The sequence below is a fragment of the Cellvibrio sp. PSBB023 genome, assembly GCF_002007605.1.
Taxonomy (GTDB): Bacteria; Pseudomonadota; Gammaproteobacteria; order Pseudomonadales; family Cellvibrionaceae; genus Cellvibrio.
Genome location: NZ_CP019799.1, coordinates 4,172,090 through 4,190,548 on the forward strand (window position 1 = coordinate 4,172,090; position 18,459 = coordinate 4,190,548).

Genomic DNA, 18,459 nt, shown 5'->3' on the forward strand with positions numbered 1-18,459 from the left:
TTCGATATTTCATCTAGTTAGAGGAATTGAAAAGTGGCTAAAGAGAAGTTTGAACGTAACAAGCCCCACGTCAACGTGGGCACCATTGGTCACGTTGACCACGGTAAAACCACTCTGACAGCAGCGCTGACTCGCGTTTGTGCAGAAAGCTGGGGTGGCGCGTTTGTTGGTTATGATGGTATCGATAACGCACCTGAAGAAAAGGCGCGCGGTATTACCATTAATACCTCTCACGTGGAATATGACTCACCAACTCGCCACTACGCGCACGTTGACTGCCCAGGCCACGCCGACTATGTGAAGAACATGATCACCGGTGCTGCCCAGATGGACGGTGCAATTCTGGTGTGTGGTGCAACTGATGGTCCAATGCCACAAACTCGTGAACACATCCTGCTGTCTCGTCAGGTAGGCGTTCCTTACATCGTAGTATTCCTGAACAAGGCTGACTTGTTGGCAGAAGACTGTGGTGGTGTGGGTACTGAAGAGTACAACGAAATGTTGGAATTGGTAGAAATGGAGCTGCGTGAGCTGCTGTCTACCTATGACTTCCCAGGCGATGATACCCCAATTATTGCTGGTTCTGCGCTGATGGCGTTGAATGGCGAAGATGAAAACGGTTTGGGTACCTCTGCGGTACGTAAGCTGGTTGAGTCTCTGGACAGCTACATCCCTGAGCCAGTACGTGCAATTGATCAGCCATTCCTGATGCCAGTAGAAGACGTATTCTCTATCTCTGGTCGCGGTACTGTAGTAACTGGCCGTGTAGAGCGTGGTGTTGTTAAAGTTGGTGAAGAGATCGCGATCGTTGGTCTGAAAGACACCGTTAAAACCACCTGTACTGGTGTTGAAATGTTCCGCAAGCTGCTTGACGAAGGTCGCGCCGGTGAGAACGTTGGTGTTCTGTTGCGTGGTACCAAGCGTGATGATGTTGAGCGTGGCCAAGTTCTATGTAAGCCAGGTTCAGTGACTCCACACACCAAGTTTGAATCAGAAGTGTACGTATTGTCTAAAGAAGAAGGCGGTCGTCATACTCCATTCTTCAAAGGCTATCGTCCACAGTTCTACTTCCGTACTACTGACGTAACTGGTGCAGTAGAATTGCCGGAAGGTGTAGAAATGGTAATGCCAGGCGACAACATCAAGATGGTTGTTACCTTGATTCACCCAATCGCGATGGAAGACGGTTTGCGTTTTGCTATCCGTGAAGGTGGTCGTACTGTTGGTGCTGGCGTAGTTGCCAAGATCATTCAGTAATTGAAGGTCAATAAAAAGCGGGCCCTTGTGGCCCGCTTTTTATTTTGGTGGGTGGCTTTTTTGGTTGGTTGATCAATAAACAATGCTTTTATTGTTTATTTGTTGACAGGTCATAAAACCGCCCTTAGAATTGCGCCTCCTTTTGCCGGGGTACTTTTACTCTTGCGCATTGGAAGTTCTTTAAAACAAACAATTGGAGTTTGGTTCACATGCAGAATCAACGCATTAGAATTCGCCTGAAGGCTTTTGATCACAAGCTTATTGACGCCTCTACACAAGAGATCGTTGAGACAGCAAAGCGTACAGGTGCTCAAGTGCGCGGTCCGATTCCGCTGCCGACTCGTAAAGAGCGCTTCACTGTATTGATTTCTCCGCACGTTAATAAAGACGCGCGTGATCAATACGAGATCCGTACACATAAGCGTTTGCTGGATATTGTTGAGCCTACTGAAAAAACCGTTGATGCACTTATGAAGCTGGATCTGGCTGCTGGTGTTGAGGTTCAAATTAGTCTCGGCTAAGTAAATGTTTAAGGTTCGGACGCACTGGGTGTCCGAACTGTGTAACGCTCTGAAATGGGCGGCCATAGCGGGTAAAAGCCCCGTACACTAAGAGGTTAGTAAAATGACGATTGGTATTGTCGGCCGCAAAAGCGGTATGACTCGTGTATTTACCGATGATGGTGTTTCCATTCCTGTTTCTGTGATTGAGGTTGAACCTAATCGCATCACTCAGGTTAAAAGCGTAGATACTGATGGCTATTCTGCTGTGCAGGTTACCATTGGTACTCGTCGCGCCTCCCGTGTTACCAAATCCGAAGCCGGTCACTTCGCCAAAGCTAATGTTGAGGCGGGTCGTGGTGTTTGGGAATTGCGTAACGAAGCTCAAGAAGCTTTCGAAGTTGGTGCAACAATCACTGTGGATGTTTTCTCTGCAGGTCAAATGATTGATGTTACCGGCACATCTAAAGGTAAAGGTTTTGCTGGCGGTATTAAGCGCTGGAATTTCGGTATGCAAGATGCGACTCACGGTAACTCCCGTTCGCACCGTGTACTGGGTTCTATTGGCCAGTGTCAATCTCCAGGTCGCGTATTCAAAGGCAAGAAAATGGCTGGTCACTTGGGTGCTGAGCGTGTAACCGTTCAAAACCTCGAGATAGTCCGTGTCGATGCTGAACGCAATCTGCTTCTTGTTAAGGGTGCTATTCCTGGTGCTCCAGGTGGCGACGTTATTGTGCGTCCTGCTGTTAAAGCGCGCACTAACGGTTAAGTATCCGAGGGGAATCGACCATGGAATTAAATATTGTTAGTCCCGGTGGTGCCCAAGGTACAGTTTCTGTATCTGAGGTTGCCTTCGGTAGAGAGTTTAATCAAGATCTGGTTCATCAAGCTGTTGTTGCCTATATGGCTGGTGCTCGCCAAGGCACTAAAGCACAGAAAACTCGTGCAGAAGTTTCTGGCGGCGGCAAGAAGCCATGGCGTCAAAAGGGTACCGGTCGCGCTCGTGCTGGTACCATCCGCAGCCCAATTTGGCGTGGTGGTGGTGCAACTTTTGCGGCTAAGCCTCGCAATTTTGAACAAAAACTTAACAAGAAAATGTATCGTGCTGCACTGCAGTGCATTCTGTCTGAGTTAAATCGTCAGAATCGTTTGATTGTTGTAGAAAGTTTTGATGTTGATGCACCTAAGACCAAAGCACTTGTGCAAAAGTTGGCTCAATTTGACTTGACTGATGCGCTGATCGTGACTGAAGAGATGAGCGAGAATCTGTTCCTTGCATCGCGCAACTTGTACAAAGTTGGCGTTATCGATGTTCAGGGTGTGGATCCCGTAAGTCTGATCGGTTTCGACAAAGTAGTTGTAACTGTGCCTGCTCTGAAAAAATTTGAGGAGATCCTGGGATGAACCAAGAACGCATTTATAAAGTGTTGCTAGGTCCTGTGGTGTCTGAGAAGTCAGCTGCAGCTGGTGAAACTGGTAATCAAGTCGTTTTCAAAGTATTGGCTGATGCCAATAAAGTGGAAATTAAAGCCGCAGTTCAGGCGCTGTTCAATGCAAAAGTTGAATCAGTTCGCGTACTGAATGTTAAGGGCAAAACCAAGCGTACACGCTACGGAATCGGCAAGAGAAGCGATTGGAAAAAAGCGTATGTACGTCTTGAGCAAGGTCAAGAAATCGACTTTGCGGTAGCTGAGTAAGGGGATTGTTGCAATGCCAATTGTAAAATGTAAACCAACCTCTCCAGGTCGCCGCTTTGTAGTAAAAGTTGTCAATCCGGATTTGTACAAAGGTGACCCCTTTGCGCCATTGTTGGACAAAAAGTCCAAGTCAGGTGGTCGTAACAATACCGGTCGCATTACTACTCGCCATGTTGGTGGCGGCCATAAACAACATTACCGTGTAGTTGATTTCCGTCGTAACAAAGACGGCATCCCTGCAACTGTTGAGCGCATTGAGTACGATCCAAATCGTACTGCTTATATTGCACTCGTATGTTATGCAGATGGTGAGCGTCGCTACATCATTGCGCCCAAAGGCTTGAGCGCTGGTGACAAAATTGAGTCGGGTAATGCCGCTGCTATTAAAGTCGGTAATGCTCTTCCAATCCGTAACATCCCGTTGGGTAGTGTAATTCACTGCGTCGAATTGAAGCCTGGTAAAGGTGCTCAAGTTGCTCGCTCTGCGGGTGCTTCTGCCCAGTTGGTAGCGCGTGATGGTGCATATGCAACATTGCGTTTGCGCAGTGGTGAAATGCGTAAGGTGTTGAGCGATTGTCGCGCAACGCTCGGCGAAGTCTCTAACAGTGAGCACAACCTGCGCTCATTGGGCAAGGCAGGCGCTAAACGCTGGCTCGGTATTCGTCCTACTGTTCGCGGTGTTGCGATGAACCCTGTAGATCACCCAATGGGTGGTGGTGAGGGTCGTACCTCTGGTGGTCGTCATCCAGTTTCACCATGGGGCGTTCCAACCAAGGGTTACAAAACGCGCAGCAACAAGCGCACCGATAACATGATTGTTCGTCGTCGCGATAAGAAATAAGCGCCGACTTAACAGCTGAATAGAGGAAGAGACAGTGCCACGTTCACTGAAAAAAGGTCCTTTTATCGATCTTCACCTGATTAAGAAGGTCGAAGCTGCGATCGCGAGTAATGATCGTCGTCCAATTAAGACTTGGTCGCGCCGTTCCATGATTATGCCGGAAATGGTGGGTTTGACCTTGGCTGTGCACAATGGGCGTCAGCATGTTCCGGTCCTGGTTAACGAAGAAATGGTTGGCCATAAGCTTGGCGAATTTGCAGCAACCCGCACTTATCGTGGCCATGCCGCTGATAAGAAAGCGAAAAAACGCTAATCGAGGTATACGATGGAAGTAGCAGCAAAATTAAGCGGTGCTCGTCTGTCGGCGCAAAAAGCGCGTTTGGTTGCCGATCAAATTCGCGGTAAAGGCGTTGAAGACGCGCTTGATATCCTTGCATTTAGTACCAAAAAAGGTGCAGCGATTATCAAGAAAGTACTCGAATCTGCAATTGCAAATGCCGAGCACAACGAAGGCGCTGATGTTGACGAGTTGAAAGTAAAAACGATTTTTGTAGACGAAGGTGTGAGCCTCAAGCGCATTAAGCCGCGTGCGAAGGGTCGTGCTGACCGTATTACAAAGCGTACTTGTCATATCACCGTTAAAGTAGCCGATAAGTAAGAGAGCGCGTTATGGGTCAGAAAGTACATCCAAACGGTATTCGTCTGGGGATCATCAAAAAGCATACTTCTATTTGGTATGCCGATGGCACCGATTACGCAGACAAACTCAACATTGACTTGAAAGTGCGTGCGTACATTCAAGACAAACTCGCTAGTGCGTCAGTTAGCCGCGTTGATATTGAGCGCCCCGCTAATACTGCGCGCATTACTATTCACACTGCCCGTCCAGGTATTGTGATTGGTAAGAAAGGTGAGGATGTTGATAAGTTGCGCGCTGAAGTAAGCAAGCAAATGGGCGTGCCTGTTCATATTAATATTGAAGAGATTCGCAAGCCCGATTTGGATGCAGCTTTAGTGGCACAAGGCGTGGCTCAGCAACTTGAGCGTCGTGTAATGTTCCGTCGTGCGATGAAGCGCGCGGTACAAAATGCAATGCGTCAAGGCGCTGAAGGTATCAAAATCCAAGTGGGTGGCCGCTTGGGTGGTGCCGAAATCGCTCGTAGTGAGTGGTATCGCGAAGGTCGTGTACCTCTGCACACTTTGCGTGCAGATATCGATTATGCAACAGCAGAAGCGAGCACTACCTACGGTATCATTGGTGTGAAAGTGTGGATTTTCAAAGGCGAAGTTATCGGTGATGTTACTGAAACCGAAGCAGCGTCCAAGAAAAAAGCCGCTAAATCCAAGTAAGGGGTACGCATCATGTTACAACCTAAGCGTACAAAGTTTCGCAAGCAGATGAAAGGCCGCAACCGCGGTCTGGCCCAGCGTGGTTCCAAAGTTAGCTTTGGTGATTTCGGCTTGAAAGCAACTGGTCGCGGTCGCATTACTGCGCGTCAAATTGAAGCAGCACGTCGTGCGATGACTCGTCACGTTAAGCGTGGCGGTAAAATCTGGATCCGTGTGTTCCCTGATAAGCCGATTACAGCTAAACCACTCGAAGTTCGTATGGGTAGCGGTAAAGGTGGTGTGGAATACTGGGTAGCGCAAATTCGCCCAGGCAAGGTTCTCTATGAGATGGACGGTGTTAGTGAGCAATTAGCTCGTGAAGCCTTCGCACTTGCTGCAGCTAAATTGCCAATTACAACAACATTTGTTAAACGTTCGGTGATGTGATGAAAGCTTCAGAACTCCGCGAAAAATCCGTCGAAGAGCTGAATGGCGTCTTGTTGGAACAATTGAAAGAGCAGTTCAAGTTGCGTATGCAAGCTTCTACTGGCCAATTGAACCAATCGCACTTGCTGTCGCAAGTTCGTAAAGACATCGCACGCATCAAGACGGCGCTTAGTCAAAAGGCAGGTAAGTAACGATGACTCAAGAAACTAAAGTGGCTCGTACACTGACTGGCAAAGTTGTCAGCGACAAGATGGATAAAACCATCACCGTGTTGATTGAGCGTCGTGTTAAACACGAGCTTTATGGCAAATACACCACTAAATCATCCAAGCTTCACGCTCACGATGAAAAGAATGAGTGCAAGACGGGTGACATAGTGACTGTATCTGAGTCGCGTCCCCTGTCGAAAACCAAGACCTGGTCTTTAGTGAAAATTGAAGAGCGCGCCTCAGAAGTCTAAGACTTCCGCGCTTTTGTAAGTCAGTTTCGGAGACGGACGATGATTCAAACAGAAAGCTACTTAGATGTTGCTGACAACAGCGGTGCTCGCCGAGTCATGTGCATCAAGGTTCTTGGCGGCTCTCACCGTCGCTATGCGGCGGTTGGTGACATCATCAAAGTGACCGTTAAGGAAGCAATTCCTCGCGGCAAGGTGAAGAAAGGCCAAGTAATGAAGGCAGTTGTTGTGCGCACCAAAAAAGGCGTGCGTCGTCAAGACGGTTCATTAATCAAGTTTGACGATAATGCTGCCGTACTGCTGAATAACCAAGATGCTCCGATTGGTACCCGTATTTTCGGACCTGTAACTCGTGAGTTGCGTGGCGAGAAATTTATGAAAATCATTTCTTTGGCGCCTGAAGTGCTGTAAGCACTTCACGCTGAAGAGTCGAGGGCAGAAATAAATGCGTAAAATTAAACGTGATGACGAAGTGATTGTTATCGCCGGACGTGACAAAGGCAAGCGCGGTAAAGTGGTTCGCGTATTGGCTGAAGATCGTTTGATTGTAAGCGGCATTAACATGATCAAGAAGCACCAAAAACCAAACCCTCAATTGGGTGTGGCTGGTGGAATCGTTGAAAAAGAAGCTGCGATTCATGCTTCAAATGTTGCTATCTACAATCCAGCAACAAAGAAAGCTGACCGCGTAGGTTTCAAAGTGCTTGAAAATGGCGACAAAGTTCGTGTTTTCAAATCCAATGGCGAAACCCTAGGGGCGTAATGAAACATGGCTAGGCTAAAAGAACTTTACGTTAAAGAACTCGCCCCTAAACTCAAAGAAGAGTTGGGTTTGGCGAACGTGATGGAAGTGCCGCGCATTACTAAAATCACTCTTAATATGGGTGTTGGTGAAGCGACTGGCGACAAGAAGATCCTTGATAACGCCGTTAACGATCTGGTAAAAATTGCTGGTCAGAAAGTGGTTGTAACTAACTCTCGTAAATCTATCGCGGGTTTTAAAATTCGTGATGGTTGGCCGATTGGTTGCAAAGTAACTCTGCGCTCGGATCGTATGTACGAATTCTTGGATCGTTTGATCACTATTGCTATTCCTCGTATTCGCGATTTCCGCGGTATTAGTCCAAAGCAATTTGATGGTCGCGGCAACTTTTCAATGGGTGTTACTGAACAAATTATTTTCCCCGAAATCGACTACGACAAAGTAGATCGCTTGCGTGGTCTTGATATTTGTATCACTACCACTGCTCGTACCGATGATGAAGGTCGCGCATTGTTGAAAGCATTTAACTTCCCTTTCAAAGGTTAAGGTGACGTCATGGCTAAAAAATCTATGATTGCACGCGAAGTTAAACGTGCAGAAACCGTGAAAAAATTTGCCGCCAAGCGTGCAGAATTGAAAGCAATTATCGTCAGCCCTTCATCATCTGAAGAGCAAGTATGGGAAGCGCAAATCAAACTGCAAAAAATGCCTCGCGATGCTAGTGCTTCACGTCAGCGTAACCGCTGCCGCGTAACTGGTCGTCCACATGGTGTTTACCGCAAATTCGGCCTGTGCCGTCACAAGTTGCGCGAAGCAGCCATGCGTGGTGATGTCCCCGGCTTGGTTAAGGCCAGCTGGTAAGCCTCGGCTTAATTTTAGGAGCAGAATCTGATGAGCATGCAAGATCCGATGGCAGATATGCTGACACGTATTCGCAACGCGCAAAACGTGGGTAAAGCATCTGTAACCATGCCTTCTTCAAAATTGAAAGTAAGCGTGGCAAAAGTACTCTCTGACGAGGGTTACATTAATGGTTTTTCTGTAAGTGAAGGCGCCAAGCAAGAACTTACCGTTGACCTGAAATACTTTGAAGGCAAGCCAGTTATTGTTGAGCTTGACCGTGTAAGCCGTCCAGGCTTGCGTAATTATGCTGGTAAAGCTGCTCTGCCAACCGTTCGCGGTGGTTTGGGTATCGCAATTGTATCAACCAGTAAAGGTGTAATGACTGATCGTGCTGCACGCGCCGCTGGCGTGGGTGGCGAAGTCCTCTGCACAGTATTCTAATTGGGAAATCGTCATGTCACGAGTTGCAAAAAGTCCGGTTGAAGTACCTGCTGCAGTGACTGTCACTCTTAACGGACAGTCACTGTCCGTTAAAGGCAGCAAAGGTACATTGGCGCTGCAAGTTCATGCAAGCGTAGAAGTTAAACACGAAAATAACGTGCTTACTTTTGCCCCGCGTGATGGTGCCAAGCAGTCTGATGCACTAGCAGGCACTACCCGTGCGCTAGTAAATAATATGGTTTTCGGTGTTAGCCAGGGTTTCGAAAGAAAGCTGTCATTGGTTGGCGTTGGTTATCGTGTTAAAGCTGAAGGCAATACTGTAAACCTGTCTTTGGGATATTCTCATCCGGTTAACTACGTTCTTCCTCAGGGCGTATCGGTAGAAACCCCAAGCCAGACCGAAATTGTACTGAAAGCAGCTGACAAGCAATTGCTGGGTCAAGTTGCTGCAGAAATCCGTGCTTTCCGCGAACCTGAGCCATACAAAGGCAAAGGCGTTCGTTACTCGGATGAAGCAGTACTGCGTAAAGAAGCTAAGAAGAAGTAGGGCTAGGATATGAGCGATAAGAAGCAAACTCGTCTTCGCCGTGCACGCCGTGCCCGCGCCAAGATCCGTGAATTAGGTGTTACTCGTTTAACGATTCACCGTTCTCCACGCCATATTTACGCACAACTGATTTCTGGTGACGGTGCTCGCGTTCTCGCGAGTGCCTCTACTCTGGATAAAGAGTTGCGCAGTGGTAAAACTGGTAACGCTGAAGCAGCTAAAGCTGTAGGTGCTCTGATTGCTGAGCGCGCTAAAGCTGCTGGTGTCACCCAGGTAGCTTTTGACCGCAGTGGTTTTAAATACCACGGTCGTGTGAAAGCTCTGGCTGACGCAGCGCGTGAAGGCGGATTGGAATTCTAAAGGTGAGATATGGCATACGCTAAGAAAGAAGAAGACAACAACGAAGGCTTGCAAGAAAAACTAGTTCAAGTTAATCGTGTTGCTAAAACTGTTAAGGGTGGTCGTATCTTTCAATTTACCGCACTGACAGTAGTTGGTGATGGTAATGGTAAAGTGGGTTTCGGTCGCGGCAAAGCGCGTGAAGTCCCGATTGCTATTCAAAAGGCGATGGAAGCAGCTCGTCGCAATATGATCACTGTTGAATTGAATGGCGATACCATTCAATACCCAACCAAAGGTGTTCATGGCGCGTCTAAAGTTTATATGCAGCCAGCGTCACAAGGTACTGGTGTAATCGCTGGCGGTGCAATGCGCGCTGTGCTCGAAATCGCCGGTATTCAGAACGTTCTTTCCAAGTGCTACGGCTCTACCAACCCGGTAAACGTAGTTCGCGCTACTTTTAACGCGTTAAAAGAAATGACTTCTCCTGAAGCCGTTGCTGCAAAACGTGGTAAGAGTGTTGAAGATATTCTGAACTAATCGATTTTTCGATTACTAGATGGCGGAATTCACCATGTCAAAGAAAATGATTAAAGTGACCCAGGTTAAGAGCACAGCTCACCGCCTGGAGAGCCACAAGGCTTGCGTAAGAGGCCTTGGGTTGCGTCGCATTCGTCACACTGTTGAAGTAGAAGATACTCCATCAGTGCGTGGAATGATTAATGTAGTTAACTATCTGGTTAAGGTAGAGGGAGAATAAGATGCGTCTGAATACCCTTAGCCCGGCACCGGGCAGTACACATGCGAAAAAGCGTGTGGGTCGTGGTATCGGTAGTGGTTTGGGTAAAACTGCTGGCCGTGGTCACAAAGGTTTGAAATCTCGCTCTGGTGGTTCTGTAAGACCAGGATTTGAAGGCGGTCAAATGCCCCTGCAAATTCGTCTGCCTAAATACGGTTTTACCTCACGTATTAGCTTGGTTTCTGCAGAAATCCGTTTGTCAGAATTGAATGCTGTAGAGGGTTCAATTGTTGATATCGAGACTCTGAAACAAGCAGGTTTGATTAGTTCTGTTATCAAACGTGTAAAGATTTTCGCTTCAGGCGAAGTCAAAAAAGCTGTCACTGTTAAAGGCCTGTCTGTATCAAAAGGTGCTAAAGCAGCGATTGAAGCCGCTGGCGGAACAGTAGAAGAGTAACGAGGCGCGAATGGCAACTCCAGGTAATCTGCCATTAGCAAATCAAAGAGGCTTAGGCGAGCTATGGGCTCGCCTGCGCTTTTTGTTTCTGGCAATAGTGATTTATCGTATAGGTACTCATATACCTGTACCGGGTTTGGATCCAGAAAGAATTGCGAATCTGTTTAACCAGAATCAAGGCACTATTTTGGGCATGTTCAACATGTTCTCGGGTGGTGCGCTGGAGCGGATGAGTATTCTGGCTTTAGGTATCATGCCCTATATCTCTGCATCGATTATTATGCAGTTGCTTACGGCAGTTACTCCTTCGCTGGAACAGTTGAAAAAAGAAGGTGATGCTGGTCGTCGCAAGATTAATCAGTACACTCGCTACTTTACAGTGGTGCTTGCTACAGTTCAGGCGCTTGCCATGGCGGTAAGTTTTTCATCTTACGCATTCGGTGGTGAACCTGGATTTTCTTACTACTTCATAGCTGTAGTGTCTTTGGTTACAGGCGCTGTGTTCATGATGTGGCTAGGTGAGCAAGTAACTGAACGCGGTATTGGTAACGGTATATCCATGCTGATTTTTGCAGGTATTGTTGCCGGAATGCCAAGTGCCATTGGTCAAGCGTTTGAAAGTGCCCGCCAGGGTGACTTACACATTATCGCATTACTGATTATTAGTATCCTTGCTATTGCAGTAATTTGGTTTGTGGTTCGTATTGAGCGTGGTCAGCGTCGCATTACTGTAAATTATGCGAAACGCCAACAAGGTCGCCAAGGGTATGCAGCACAAAGTAGTCATTTGCCTTTGAAGATTAATATGGCTGGTGTTATTCCTGCAATTTTTGCCAGTAGTATTTTGTTGTTCCCGGCATCTATCGCCCAATGGTTTGGTCAGGGTGGCGAGGGTGTAGTAAATGAAATGCTGCAAGAATTGGCATTGGCTATTGGCCCAGGTCAACCGTTATATATTCTGTTCTTTGCTGGATTAATAACGTTTTTCTGTTTCTTCTACACGGCATTGATGTTCAACCCGAAAGAAGTCGCAGATAACTTGAAAAAGTCGGGTGCATATATTCCAGGTATTCGTCCTGGTGAGCATTCCGCTAAGTATATTGATAGTGTTCTTACTCGTTTAACCGTAGTTGGCGCTATCTATATGTCGGCAGTTTGTTTGCTTCCTGAGTTCCTTGTAGTTGCCACTGGTGTGCCATTCTACTTGGGCGGTACCTCACTGCTTATCGTAGTGGTTGTGGTAATGGACTTTATGTCTCAGGTGCAGGCTCACTTGATGTCTCATCAATATGAATCATTGATGAAGAAGTCAAATTTGAAAGGATATGGCAGCGGTAACGCTCGCTAATCCGCGATATTGAGGTTGAATCATGAAAGTTCGTGCTTCTGTTAAAAAGATTTGTCGCAATTGCAAAATGGTGCGTCGCAACGGTGTTTTGCGTGTTATCTGCAGTGTTGAGCCGCGTCATAAGCAGCGTCAAGGCTAATATTTAAGTATTCGCCTAATGTCGGGCTGGTATCCGGTTGGATTCCAGCCTGATTCTTTATGTGGGTATTAAATAAAAGCATCAGGGGGCGCTGACTGTCGTCGGGCGAGAAATTGCCCGGCTATTGATTTATGGTGTATTAGCAGCTATCCTGCGCGCCTTTTGTTCAGGGGCGAGGGTGGCGCATATGCTGTCAGCGCTGCAATTTAAGTGTTACTGGAGTAATTTGAATGGCTCGTATTGCTGGTGTAAACATACCAGATAACAAACACGCCGTTATCTCGTTGACTTATGTTTATGGGATTGGTCGTACCTCGGCTAAGCAAATCTGTGCTGCCACTGGCATTGCTGAAGATGTAAAAATCGGCACTTTGTCAGAAGAGCAAATGGATGCTATCCGTGCTGAGGTTGCTAAGCGCACCGTAGAGGGTGACTTGCGTCGTGTAATATCTATGAATATTAAGCGTCTGATGGATCTGGGTTGCTACCGTGGCTTGCGCCACCGTCGTGGTTTACCGCTCCGTGGTCAGCGCACAAAAACGAACGCTCGTACCCGTAAAGGCCCACGTAAGCCTATTAAGAAGTAATTCTTGCTTACGTCTTTCATTCACTTACGGTAACAAATTAGTAGGAAGAAGTTGCTATGGCGAAGCCAAGTAATAAAACCACAACCAAGAAAAAAGTTAAAAAGACCGTGATCGATGGCGTTGCCCACATTCACGCATCTTTTAACAATACCATCGTGACTATCACTGATCGTCAAGGTAATGCGCTTGCATGGGCTACCTCCGGTGGATCTGGTTTCCGTGGTTCACGTAAAAGTACACCTTTTGCTGCACAGGTTGCTGCAGAGCGCGCTGGTGAAGCGGCAAAAGAGTATGGTTTAAAAAATCTCGACGTCGAAGTTAAGGGCCCAGGCCCAGGTCGCGAATCAGCTGTTCGCGCACTTAACAATGTTGGTTACAAGATCACTAACATTACTGACGTAACGCCGATTCCTCACAACGGCTGTCGTCCGCCGAAGAAACGTCGCGTGTAAGGGGATTAGAGAATGGCACGTTATATTGGACCTACCTGTAAGCTGTCTCGCCGTGAAGGCACTGATCTTTTTCTGAAGAGTGGTGCTCGTGCGTTAGACTCTAAATGTAAAATTGAAACTGCACCTGGTCAACACGGCCAACGCCGTGGTCGTTTGTCTGATTACGGTGTACAGCTGCGTGAAAAGCAAAAAGTGCGTCGTATCTACGGCATCCTTGAAAAGCAATTCCGTGGTTACTACAAAGAAGCTGCTCGTCGTAAAGGCGCCAGCGGTGAAAACTTGCTGAAGTTGCTGGAATGCCGCTTGGATAACGTTGTTTATCGCATGGGCTTTGGTTCAACTCGCGCAGAATCACGTCAACTCGTTTCTCACAAAGCAATCAGTGTAAATGGCAAAACTGTCAATGTTGCGTCTTTCCAGGTTGCTGCTGGTGATGTTGTTGCTGTTCGCGAAAAAGCCAAGAAGCAATTGCGTGTTCAAAACGCACTGAACTTGGCTGGCCAACGTAGTAATGTTGAGTGGGTGGATGTTAACAGCGAGAAAAAAGAAGGCGTATTCAAGCGCATTCCTGATCGCATTGATTTGCCTGCTGACATCAACGAGAACCTCATCGTCGAGCTTTACTCTAAGTAAGGGACGAACCGCTAACAGGTATTGCTATGCAGACTGCAGTAAACGAATTTTTAACTCCGCGTCATATCGATGTTTCAGAAAGTGGGCCAACCCGCGCACGCGTGGTTTTGGAACCATTGGAGCGTGGCTTCGGGCATACTTTAGGCAATGCATTGCGTCGTATTTTGCTCTCTTCTATGGCTGGTTGCGCCATAACTGAAGTGGAAATCGAAGGCGTGTTGCATGAGTACAGCGCTATTGAAGGTGTTCGTGAGGATGTTATTGAAATCCTTCTGAACCTCAAAGGTGTTGCTGTAATTATGCATGGTAAGGATCACGCAGTTCTTACCTTGACCAAAAAAGGCCCCGGCGTTGTGACTGCTGCTGATATTCAGTTAGATCATGATGTGGAAATTAAAAATCCAGATCATGTGATTGCTAACATTACTGGCAATACTGAATTGAAAATGCGCTTAACCATCGCACGTGGTCGTGGCTACCAGCCAGCTGACAGCCGTCGTCGTGATGATGATGAAAGCCGTGCAATTGGTCGCTTGCAGTTAGATGCCTCTTTTAGCCCTGTTAAGCGCTTGGCTTACAGCGTTGAAAGCGCTCGTGTTGAACAGCGCACTGATTTGGATAAGTTGATTTTGGATTTGGAGACCAACGGTACCATTGATCCGGAAGAAGCTATTCGTCGCGCAGCAACTATTCTGCAGCAGCAACTTGCTGTGTTTGTTGATTTGGAAGGTGAGAAACAATCAGCTCCAGAGCAAAAAGAAGAGGCTATTGACCCAATTCTGTTGCGCCCTGTTGATGACTTGGAGCTTACCGTTCGTTCAGCAAACTGCTTGAAAGCGGAAAATATTTACTACATTGGTGATTTGATTCAGCGCACAGAAGTTGAGCTGTTGAAAACGCCAAACTTGGGTAAAAAATCTCTTACCGAAATTAAGGACGTTCTGGCTTCACGCGGATTGTCCCTCGGTATGCGTTTGGAAAACTGGCCACCAGCCAGTTTGAGAAACGACTAAAAACCTGAAACCAGCGACAAATATCACCCAAGTGATGTTTGTCGCTGGTTTTTATTATTAGTTCGCCCGTTAACTCACTTCGGTGCGGGTGATTAACGAGATTGCTACTAGCAATCCATTTTTGAAGGATATTTGTTATGCGTCATAAATTAAGTGGTCGTCAATTAGGCCGTAATGCTTCTCACCGTAAAGCTATGTTCCGTAACATGGTTACTTCTTTGGTTGAGCATGAATTAATTAAAACTACTTTGCCAAAAGCAAAAGAGCTGCGTCGTTTTGCAGAGCCTTTGATCACTTTGGCCAAGGTAGATAGCGTTGCTAACCGTCGTTTGGCATTCGCCCGTTTGAACAACAAAGAAGCTGTAGGTAAGTTGTTCAGCCAATTAGGCCCACGTTACAACACTCGTCCAGGCGGTTACGTTCGTATTTTGAAATGTGGCTTCCGTGCTGGTGATAAAGCGCCAATGGCTTATGTTGAGCTGGTTGATCGCCCTGCTAAAGCACTTGATTCTGCAGTAGAAGCTGAATAAGTTCTCACTGTGCATAAAAAAACCGGACCTAGCGTCCGGTTTTTTTATGCCTGTTTTTTTGTAGGCGAACGCGCTTATAAATACGAGTTGGAAGGTGCCCATTAAAAAAGCCGGGTTAGTTGCCCGGCTTTTTTATCGCAGCAGTTTATTTTTTTGCCGCTTTGGTCTTTTTCACTTTTAGCATGGGTTTCAAAAAGCGCCCGGTGTGGGAATGTTCAAGTTGTGCAATTTCTTCCGGTGTTCCGGTGGCGATGATTTGGCCTCCGCCACTGCCGCCCTCCGGGCCTAAATCGACTATCCAGTCTGCTGTTTTGATGACATCGAGGTTATGTTCGATCACAACAACGGTATTGCCGTGGTCGCGCAGGCGATGCAATACATTCAGCAATTGTTGGATGTCATAAAAATGCAGGCCTGTCGTCGGTTCGTCGAGTATGTAGAGTGTTTTGCCTGTGTCGCGCTTTGATAACTCTTTCGCGAGTTTTACCCGCTGTGCCTCGCCGCCCGAGAGCGTTGTGGCTGATTGCCCAAGGCGGATATAGGAAAGGCCTACATCGATCAGGGTTTGCAGCTTGTTGGCAATAGAGGGGATGGCATCAAAGAAGGCGCGCGAGTCTTCTACCGTCATTTCCAGCACTTCGTGGATGTTCTTGCCTTTGTATTTCACATCCAGTGTTTCGCGGTTGTAACGTTTGCCTTTACACACATCGCAGGGGACATAAACGTCGGGCAGGAAGTGCATTTCCACTTTGGTGACGCCGTCGCCCTGACAGGCTTCACAGCGGCCGCCTTTGACGTTGAAACTGAAGCGTCCGGGTTGGTAGCCGCGTGAGCGGGATTCCTGGGTGCCTGCAAAGAGCTCGCGAATAGGTGTGAATATACCGGTGTAGGTCGCCGGGTTGGAGCGGGGCGTGCGGCCGATTGGGCTTTGGTCTATGTCGACGCATTTATCGAACAGTTCCAGGCCTTCGATGCTGTCGTAAGCCGCAGGGTCGAGGGTGGTGGCGCCGTTCAGTGCTGTGGCCGCGAGTGGGTGCAGTGTGGCGTTGATCAGCGTGGACTTGCCGGAGCCCGAGACACCGGTGACGCATGTCATCAGGCCTACAGGAATTTCCAGGGTGACGTTTTGCAGGTTGTTACCTTTGGCGCCAATCAACCGCAGTTTGTTTTTTGCATCAAATGGATGGCGTTTGGCGGGTATGGCAATTTCACGGGTACCGCTTAAATACTGGCCGGTGATGGATTCCTTGTTAGCCATGATCGCTTTAACGTTGCCTTGGGCGATTACCTGGCCGCCGTGCACACCTGCGCCCGGGCCTATGTCGATCACATGGTCGGCAAGGCGGATGGCATCTTCATCGTGTTCTACGACAATGACGGTATTGCCTATGTCGCGTAAGTGGGTGAGGGTTTTTAGCAGGCGTTCATTGTCCCGCTGATGGAGGCCGATGGAGGGTTCATCGAGGATGTACATCACGCCCACCAGTCCGGCGCCGATTTGGCTGGCGAGGCGGATACGCTGCGCCTCACCGCCCGAGAGGGTTTCGGCGCTGCGGTTGAGGGTGAGGTAGTTCAGGCCTACATCGACCAGGAAGCGGAAACGATCGCGCAATTCTTTGAGGATCTTGTCGGCGATGCCTGCTTTGCGGCCGCTAAACTCCAGCTGCATATAGTAATTGTAGGCATCGGCAACGGGCATTTCGGTGATTCTGGGCAGTGGGCGCTCGTCGATAAAGACGTTGCGCGCTTCTATGCGCAGGCGCGTGCCTTCACAGTCCGGACAGGGCTGGCTGGAGAGGAATTTGGTCAGGTCCTCACGCACCGAGTTGGATTCGGTATCGCGATAGCGGCGTTCCATATTTGGCAGTACGCCTTCAAAGCTGTGGCTGCGTTTGTAGACATCGCCGCGATCATTGATGTAATTGAATTCGATAACCTCGTCGCCAGAGCCGTAAAGAACCGCTTCGCGCTGTTTTGCTTTGAGTTTGGCCCAGGGGGTATCGACGTTAAAGCCGTAGTGTTTGGCGAGCGATGCCAGCATGTGAAAGTAGTAGACATTGCGTTTATCCCAGCCGCGGATGGCGCCGTCGGACAGGCTCAGGCTGGTGTCCTGAATCACTTTGTCTTCATCAAAGAATTGGTGCACACCCAAGCCATCGCAGGTGGGGCAGGCGCCGGCAGGGTTATTAAACGAGAACAGGCGTGGTTCCAGTTCGGTCAGGCTGTAATCGCAAATCGGGCAGGCATGTTTGGAGGAAAACAGGCGGTCCGGTGCTTCGCCATCCATATAGCTGATGCAGGCGATACCTTCTGACAGGTTGAGCGCGGTTTCAAAGGATTCTGACAGACGCAGTTTCAGGTCTTCACGTACTTTAAAACGATCAATAACCACTTCGACCGTGTGTTTCTTTTTCTTGTCGAGCTTGGGTGTGTCGTCCAGGTCGCACAATATGCCGTCGATACGCGCGCGAATAAAACCGTCGCGCTTGAGTTGCTCGAACACATGCAGGTGTTCGCCTTTGCGGTCGCGGATTACCGGCGCCAACAGCATGAGCTTGGTGCCTTCGGGCAGGGCGAGGGTGGTATCGACCATTTCACTGATAGTTTGCGCGGCGAGCGGTACATTGTGCTCCGGGCAGCGCGCTTCACCGACGCGGGCATAGAGCAGGCGCAGGTAGTCGTAAATTTCAGTGATGGTTCCCACTGTGGAGCGAGGGTTATGCGAAGTGGATTTTTGCTCGATGGAGATGGCCGGACTCAGACCCTCCACATGATCCACGTCGGGCTTTTCCATCATCGACAGGAATTGGCGCGCATAGGTCGATAGCGACTCCACGTAGCGGCGCTGGCCTTCGGCGTAGAGGGTGTCAAATGCGAGCGAGGATTTGCCCGAGCCCGAGGGGCCGGTAATAACGACGAGTTTGTCGCGCGGGATATCCAGGTCAATATTTTTCAGGTTGTGGGTGCGGGCACCCCTCACAATAATTTTGTCCATCTACTGCAATCCACCCAGGCTACTGACAAAAGAAGAGGCGACGGCAATCGCCCAAAAGGGCAGATTATACGCCAATGCCCTGCTGACAGATGTCACTGATGTGGA

30 protein-coding genes are annotated in these 18,459 nt (G+C 48.4%); 29 read left to right on the top strand and 1 reads right to left on the bottom strand.

Annotation, left to right across the window (positions count from 1 at the left end; all coding sequences use genetic code 11):
• The first annotated feature begins 33 nt into the window (after positions 1-33).
• The 29 genes from tuf (at position 34) to rplQ (ending at position 15,359) form a co-directional block, all read left to right on the top strand.
• Positions 34-1,257, top strand: a complete 1,224-nt coding sequence (tuf, locus tag B0D95_RS17965; protein ID WP_007644455.1) for an elongation factor Tu — start codon at positions 34-36, stop codon at positions 1,255-1,257.
• Positions 1,258-1,466: 209 nt separating this feature from the next.
• Complete coding sequence (gene rpsJ / locus B0D95_RS17970) at positions 1,467-1,778, top strand: 30S ribosomal protein S10 (protein ID WP_007644456.1); 312 nt, start codon at positions 1,467-1,469, stop codon at positions 1,776-1,778.
• Positions 1,779-1,881: 103 nt separating this feature from the next.
• Positions 1,882-2,526, top strand: coding sequence for a 50S ribosomal protein L3 (gene rplC / locus B0D95_RS17975; RefSeq protein WP_078045159.1), 645 nt, complete (start codon positions 1,882-1,884; stop codon positions 2,524-2,526).
• A 20-nt stretch (positions 2,527-2,546) separates the two neighbouring features.
• A complete protein-coding gene (rplD, locus tag B0D95_RS17980) occupies positions 2,547-3,161 on the top strand; it encodes a 50S ribosomal protein L4 (RefSeq protein WP_078045160.1) in 615 nt (204 codons plus the stop codon).
• Positions 3,158-3,454 carry a 50S ribosomal protein L23 gene (gene rplW, locus B0D95_RS17985; protein ID WP_040393166.1) on the top strand — a complete coding sequence of 99 codons (297 nt, stop codon included), beginning with the start codon at positions 3,158-3,160 and terminating at the stop codon, positions 3,452-3,454. The genes rplD and rplW overlap by 4 nt, the downstream gene beginning before the upstream one ends.
• Positions 3,455-3,467: 13 nt before the next feature.
• The gene (gene rplB / locus B0D95_RS17990) at positions 3,468-4,295 is read left to right on the top strand and encodes a 50S ribosomal protein L2 (RefSeq protein WP_007644461.1); all 828 of its coding nucleotides are present in this window, start codon (positions 3,468-3,470) and stop codon (positions 4,293-4,295) included.
• 34 nt (positions 4,296-4,329) lie between these two features.
• Positions 4,330-4,608 carry a 30S ribosomal protein S19 gene (gene rpsS, locus B0D95_RS17995; RefSeq protein WP_039912567.1) on the top strand — a complete coding sequence of 93 codons (279 nt, stop codon included), beginning with the start codon at positions 4,330-4,332 and terminating at the stop codon, positions 4,606-4,608.
• Between the two features lie 12 nt (positions 4,609-4,620).
• Positions 4,621-4,953 carry a 50S ribosomal protein L22 gene (gene rplV / locus B0D95_RS18000; protein ID WP_039912569.1) on the top strand — a complete coding sequence of 111 codons (333 nt, stop codon included), beginning with the start codon at positions 4,621-4,623 and terminating at the stop codon, positions 4,951-4,953.
• Between the two features lie 11 nt (positions 4,954-4,964).
• Positions 4,965-5,645, top strand: a complete 681-nt coding sequence (gene rpsC, locus B0D95_RS18005) for a 30S ribosomal protein S3 (RefSeq protein WP_078045161.1) — start codon at positions 4,965-4,967, stop codon at positions 5,643-5,645.
• Between the two features lie 12 nt (positions 5,646-5,657).
• A complete protein-coding gene (gene rplP / locus B0D95_RS18010) occupies positions 5,658-6,071 on the top strand; it encodes a 50S ribosomal protein L16 (RefSeq protein WP_049630916.1) in 414 nt (137 codons plus the stop codon).
• Complete coding sequence (gene rpmC / locus B0D95_RS18015) at positions 6,071-6,262, top strand: 50S ribosomal protein L29 (RefSeq protein ID WP_039912572.1); 192 nt, start codon at positions 6,071-6,073, stop codon at positions 6,260-6,262. The genes rplP and rpmC overlap by 1 nt, the downstream gene beginning before the upstream one ends.
• A gap of 2 nt (positions 6,263-6,264) precedes the next feature.
• Complete coding sequence (gene rpsQ, locus B0D95_RS18020; RefSeq protein ID WP_078045162.1) at positions 6,265-6,531, top strand: 30S ribosomal protein S17; 267 nt, start codon at positions 6,265-6,267, stop codon at positions 6,529-6,531.
• A 39-nt stretch (positions 6,532-6,570) separates the two neighbouring features.
• Positions 6,571-6,939 carry a 50S ribosomal protein L14 gene (gene rplN / locus B0D95_RS18025; RefSeq protein ID WP_007644480.1) on the top strand — a complete coding sequence of 123 codons (369 nt, stop codon included), beginning with the start codon at positions 6,571-6,573 and terminating at the stop codon, positions 6,937-6,939.
• Between the two features lie 34 nt (positions 6,940-6,973).
• Complete coding sequence (gene rplX / locus B0D95_RS18030; protein WP_007644482.1) at positions 6,974-7,291, top strand: 50S ribosomal protein L24; 318 nt, start codon at positions 6,974-6,976, stop codon at positions 7,289-7,291.
• A 6-nt stretch (positions 7,292-7,297) separates the two neighbouring features.
• Positions 7,298-7,837: a 50S ribosomal protein L5 gene (rplE, locus tag B0D95_RS18035; RefSeq protein ID WP_078045163.1), complete on the top strand. Its 540-nt coding sequence runs from the start codon at positions 7,298-7,300 to the stop codon at positions 7,835-7,837.
• Positions 7,838-7,846: 9 nt separating this feature from the next.
• Positions 7,847-8,152, top strand: a complete 306-nt coding sequence (rpsN, locus tag B0D95_RS18040) for a 30S ribosomal protein S14 (RefSeq protein ID WP_049630912.1) — start codon at positions 7,847-7,849, stop codon at positions 8,150-8,152.
• A 30-nt stretch (positions 8,153-8,182) separates the two neighbouring features.
• Positions 8,183-8,575, top strand: a complete 393-nt coding sequence (gene rpsH, locus B0D95_RS18045) for a 30S ribosomal protein S8 (RefSeq protein WP_078045164.1) — start codon at positions 8,183-8,185, stop codon at positions 8,573-8,575.
• Between the two features lie 13 nt (positions 8,576-8,588).
• Complete coding sequence (gene rplF / locus B0D95_RS18050) at positions 8,589-9,122, top strand: 50S ribosomal protein L6 (RefSeq protein ID WP_078045165.1); 534 nt, start codon at positions 8,589-8,591, stop codon at positions 9,120-9,122.
• A 9-nt stretch (positions 9,123-9,131) separates the two neighbouring features.
• Positions 9,132-9,482: a 50S ribosomal protein L18 gene (rplR, locus tag B0D95_RS18055; protein WP_078045166.1), complete on the top strand. Its 351-nt coding sequence runs from the start codon at positions 9,132-9,134 to the stop codon at positions 9,480-9,482.
• 9 nt (positions 9,483-9,491) lie between these two features.
• On the top strand, positions 9,492-10,001 hold the full coding sequence (gene rpsE / locus B0D95_RS18060) for a 30S ribosomal protein S5 (RefSeq protein ID WP_007644490.1): 510 nt from the start codon (positions 9,492-9,494) through the stop codon (positions 9,999-10,001).
• A gap of 34 nt (positions 10,002-10,035) precedes the next feature.
• A complete protein-coding gene (rpmD, locus tag B0D95_RS18065) occupies positions 10,036-10,221 on the top strand; it encodes a 50S ribosomal protein L30 (protein ID WP_040393171.1) in 186 nt (61 codons plus the stop codon).
• Position 10,222: 1 nt separating this feature from the next.
• Positions 10,223-10,657, top strand: coding sequence for a 50S ribosomal protein L15 (gene rplO / locus B0D95_RS18070; protein WP_078045167.1), 435 nt, complete (start codon positions 10,223-10,225; stop codon positions 10,655-10,657).
• Between the two features lie 10 nt (positions 10,658-10,667).
• Positions 10,668-12,005 (top strand): preprotein translocase subunit SecY, encoded by a 1,338-nt coding sequence (gene secY / locus B0D95_RS18075; protein WP_078045168.1) that lies wholly within the window; start codon positions 10,668-10,670, stop codon positions 12,003-12,005.
• 22 nt (positions 12,006-12,027) lie between these two features.
• Entirely contained in the window at positions 12,028-12,144 is a 117-nt protein-coding gene (rpmJ, locus tag B0D95_RS18080; protein WP_012486383.1) for a 50S ribosomal protein L36, read from the top strand.
• Positions 12,145-12,374: 230 nt separating this feature from the next.
• Positions 12,375-12,731 carry a 30S ribosomal protein S13 gene (gene rpsM, locus B0D95_RS18085; RefSeq protein WP_040393175.1) on the top strand — a complete coding sequence of 119 codons (357 nt, stop codon included), beginning with the start codon at positions 12,375-12,377 and terminating at the stop codon, positions 12,729-12,731.
• A gap of 56 nt (positions 12,732-12,787) precedes the next feature.
• Positions 12,788-13,183, top strand: coding sequence for a 30S ribosomal protein S11 (rpsK, locus tag B0D95_RS18090; protein ID WP_007644497.1), 396 nt, complete (start codon positions 12,788-12,790; stop codon positions 13,181-13,183).
• Positions 13,184-13,195: 12 nt separating this feature from the next.
• The gene (gene rpsD / locus B0D95_RS18095) at positions 13,196-13,816 is read left to right on the top strand and encodes a 30S ribosomal protein S4 (RefSeq protein ID WP_007644498.1); all 621 of its coding nucleotides are present in this window, start codon (positions 13,196-13,198) and stop codon (positions 13,814-13,816) included.
• Positions 13,817-13,842: 26 nt separating this feature from the next.
• Positions 13,843-14,829, top strand: a complete 987-nt coding sequence (gene rpoA / locus B0D95_RS18100) for a DNA-directed RNA polymerase subunit alpha (protein ID WP_007644499.1) — start codon at positions 13,843-13,845, stop codon at positions 14,827-14,829.
• Between the two features lie 137 nt (positions 14,830-14,966).
• Positions 14,967-15,359, top strand: a complete 393-nt coding sequence (rplQ, locus tag B0D95_RS18105; RefSeq protein ID WP_078045169.1) for a 50S ribosomal protein L17 — start codon at positions 14,967-14,969, stop codon at positions 15,357-15,359.
• Between the two features lie 145 nt (positions 15,360-15,504).
• Here the strand turns inward: rplQ and uvrA are convergent, their stop codons facing one another.
• A complete protein-coding gene (gene uvrA / locus B0D95_RS18110; RefSeq protein ID WP_078045170.1) occupies positions 15,505-18,354 on the bottom strand; it encodes an excinuclease ABC subunit UvrA in 2,850 nt (949 codons plus the stop codon).
• Between the last annotated feature and the right edge of the window lie 105 nt (positions 18,355-18,459).

Coding starts and splice junctions, on each gene's coding strand:
- rpsJ (WP_007644456.1), top strand. CDS start 1,467: ATGCAGAATCAACGCATTAGAATTCGCCTGAAGGCTTTTGATCACAAG.
- rplC (WP_078045159.1), top strand. CDS start 1,882: ATGACGATTGGTATTGTCGGCCGCAAAAGCGGTATGACTCGTGTATTT.
- rplD (WP_078045160.1), top strand. CDS start 2,547: ATGGAATTAAATATTGTTAGTCCCGGTGGTGCCCAAGGTACAGTTTCT.
- rplW (WP_040393166.1), top strand. CDS start 3,158: ATGAACCAAGAACGCATTTATAAAGTGTTGCTAGGTCCTGTGGTGTCT.
- rplB (WP_007644461.1), top strand. CDS start 3,468: ATGCCAATTGTAAAATGTAAACCAACCTCTCCAGGTCGCCGCTTTGTA.
- rplV (WP_039912569.1), top strand. CDS start 4,621: ATGGAAGTAGCAGCAAAATTAAGCGGTGCTCGTCTGTCGGCGCAAAAA.
- rpsC (WP_078045161.1), top strand. CDS start 4,965: ATGGGTCAGAAAGTACATCCAAACGGTATTCGTCTGGGGATCATCAAA.
- rplP (WP_049630916.1), top strand. CDS start 5,658: ATGTTACAACCTAAGCGTACAAAGTTTCGCAAGCAGATGAAAGGCCGC.
- rpmC (WP_039912572.1), top strand. CDS start 6,071: ATGAAAGCTTCAGAACTCCGCGAAAAATCCGTCGAAGAGCTGAATGGC.
- rpsQ (WP_078045162.1), top strand. CDS start 6,265: ATGACTCAAGAAACTAAAGTGGCTCGTACACTGACTGGCAAAGTTGTC.
- rplN (WP_007644480.1), top strand. CDS start 6,571: ATGATTCAAACAGAAAGCTACTTAGATGTTGCTGACAACAGCGGTGCT.
- rplX (WP_007644482.1), top strand. CDS start 6,974: ATGCGTAAAATTAAACGTGATGACGAAGTGATTGTTATCGCCGGACGT.
- rplE (WP_078045163.1), top strand. CDS start 7,298: ATGGCTAGGCTAAAAGAACTTTACGTTAAAGAACTCGCCCCTAAACTC.
- rpsN (WP_049630912.1), top strand. CDS start 7,847: ATGGCTAAAAAATCTATGATTGCACGCGAAGTTAAACGTGCAGAAACC.
- rpsH (WP_078045164.1), top strand. CDS start 8,183: ATGAGCATGCAAGATCCGATGGCAGATATGCTGACACGTATTCGCAAC.
- rplF (WP_078045165.1), top strand. CDS start 8,589: ATGTCACGAGTTGCAAAAAGTCCGGTTGAAGTACCTGCTGCAGTGACT.
- rplR (WP_078045166.1), top strand. CDS start 9,132: ATGAGCGATAAGAAGCAAACTCGTCTTCGCCGTGCACGCCGTGCCCGC.
- rpsE (WP_007644490.1), top strand. CDS start 9,492: ATGGCATACGCTAAGAAAGAAGAAGACAACAACGAAGGCTTGCAAGAA.
- rpmD (WP_040393171.1), top strand. CDS start 10,036: ATGTCAAAGAAAATGATTAAAGTGACCCAGGTTAAGAGCACAGCTCAC.
- rplO (WP_078045167.1), top strand. CDS start 10,223: ATGCGTCTGAATACCCTTAGCCCGGCACCGGGCAGTACACATGCGAAA.
- secY (WP_078045168.1), top strand. CDS start 10,668: ATGGCAACTCCAGGTAATCTGCCATTAGCAAATCAAAGAGGCTTAGGC.
- rpmJ (WP_012486383.1), top strand. CDS start 12,028: ATGAAAGTTCGTGCTTCTGTTAAAAAGATTTGTCGCAATTGCAAAATG.
- rpsM (WP_040393175.1), top strand. CDS start 12,375: ATGGCTCGTATTGCTGGTGTAAACATACCAGATAACAAACACGCCGTT.
- rpsK (WP_007644497.1), top strand. CDS start 12,788: ATGGCGAAGCCAAGTAATAAAACCACAACCAAGAAAAAAGTTAAAAAG.
- rpsD (WP_007644498.1), top strand. CDS start 13,196: ATGGCACGTTATATTGGACCTACCTGTAAGCTGTCTCGCCGTGAAGGC.
- rpoA (WP_007644499.1), top strand. CDS start 13,843: ATGCAGACTGCAGTAAACGAATTTTTAACTCCGCGTCATATCGATGTT.
- rplQ (WP_078045169.1), top strand. CDS start 14,967: ATGCGTCATAAATTAAGTGGTCGTCAATTAGGCCGTAATGCTTCTCAC.
- uvrA (WP_078045170.1), bottom strand. CDS start 18,354: ATGGACAAAATTATTGTGAGGGGTGCCCGCACCCACAACCTGAAAAAT.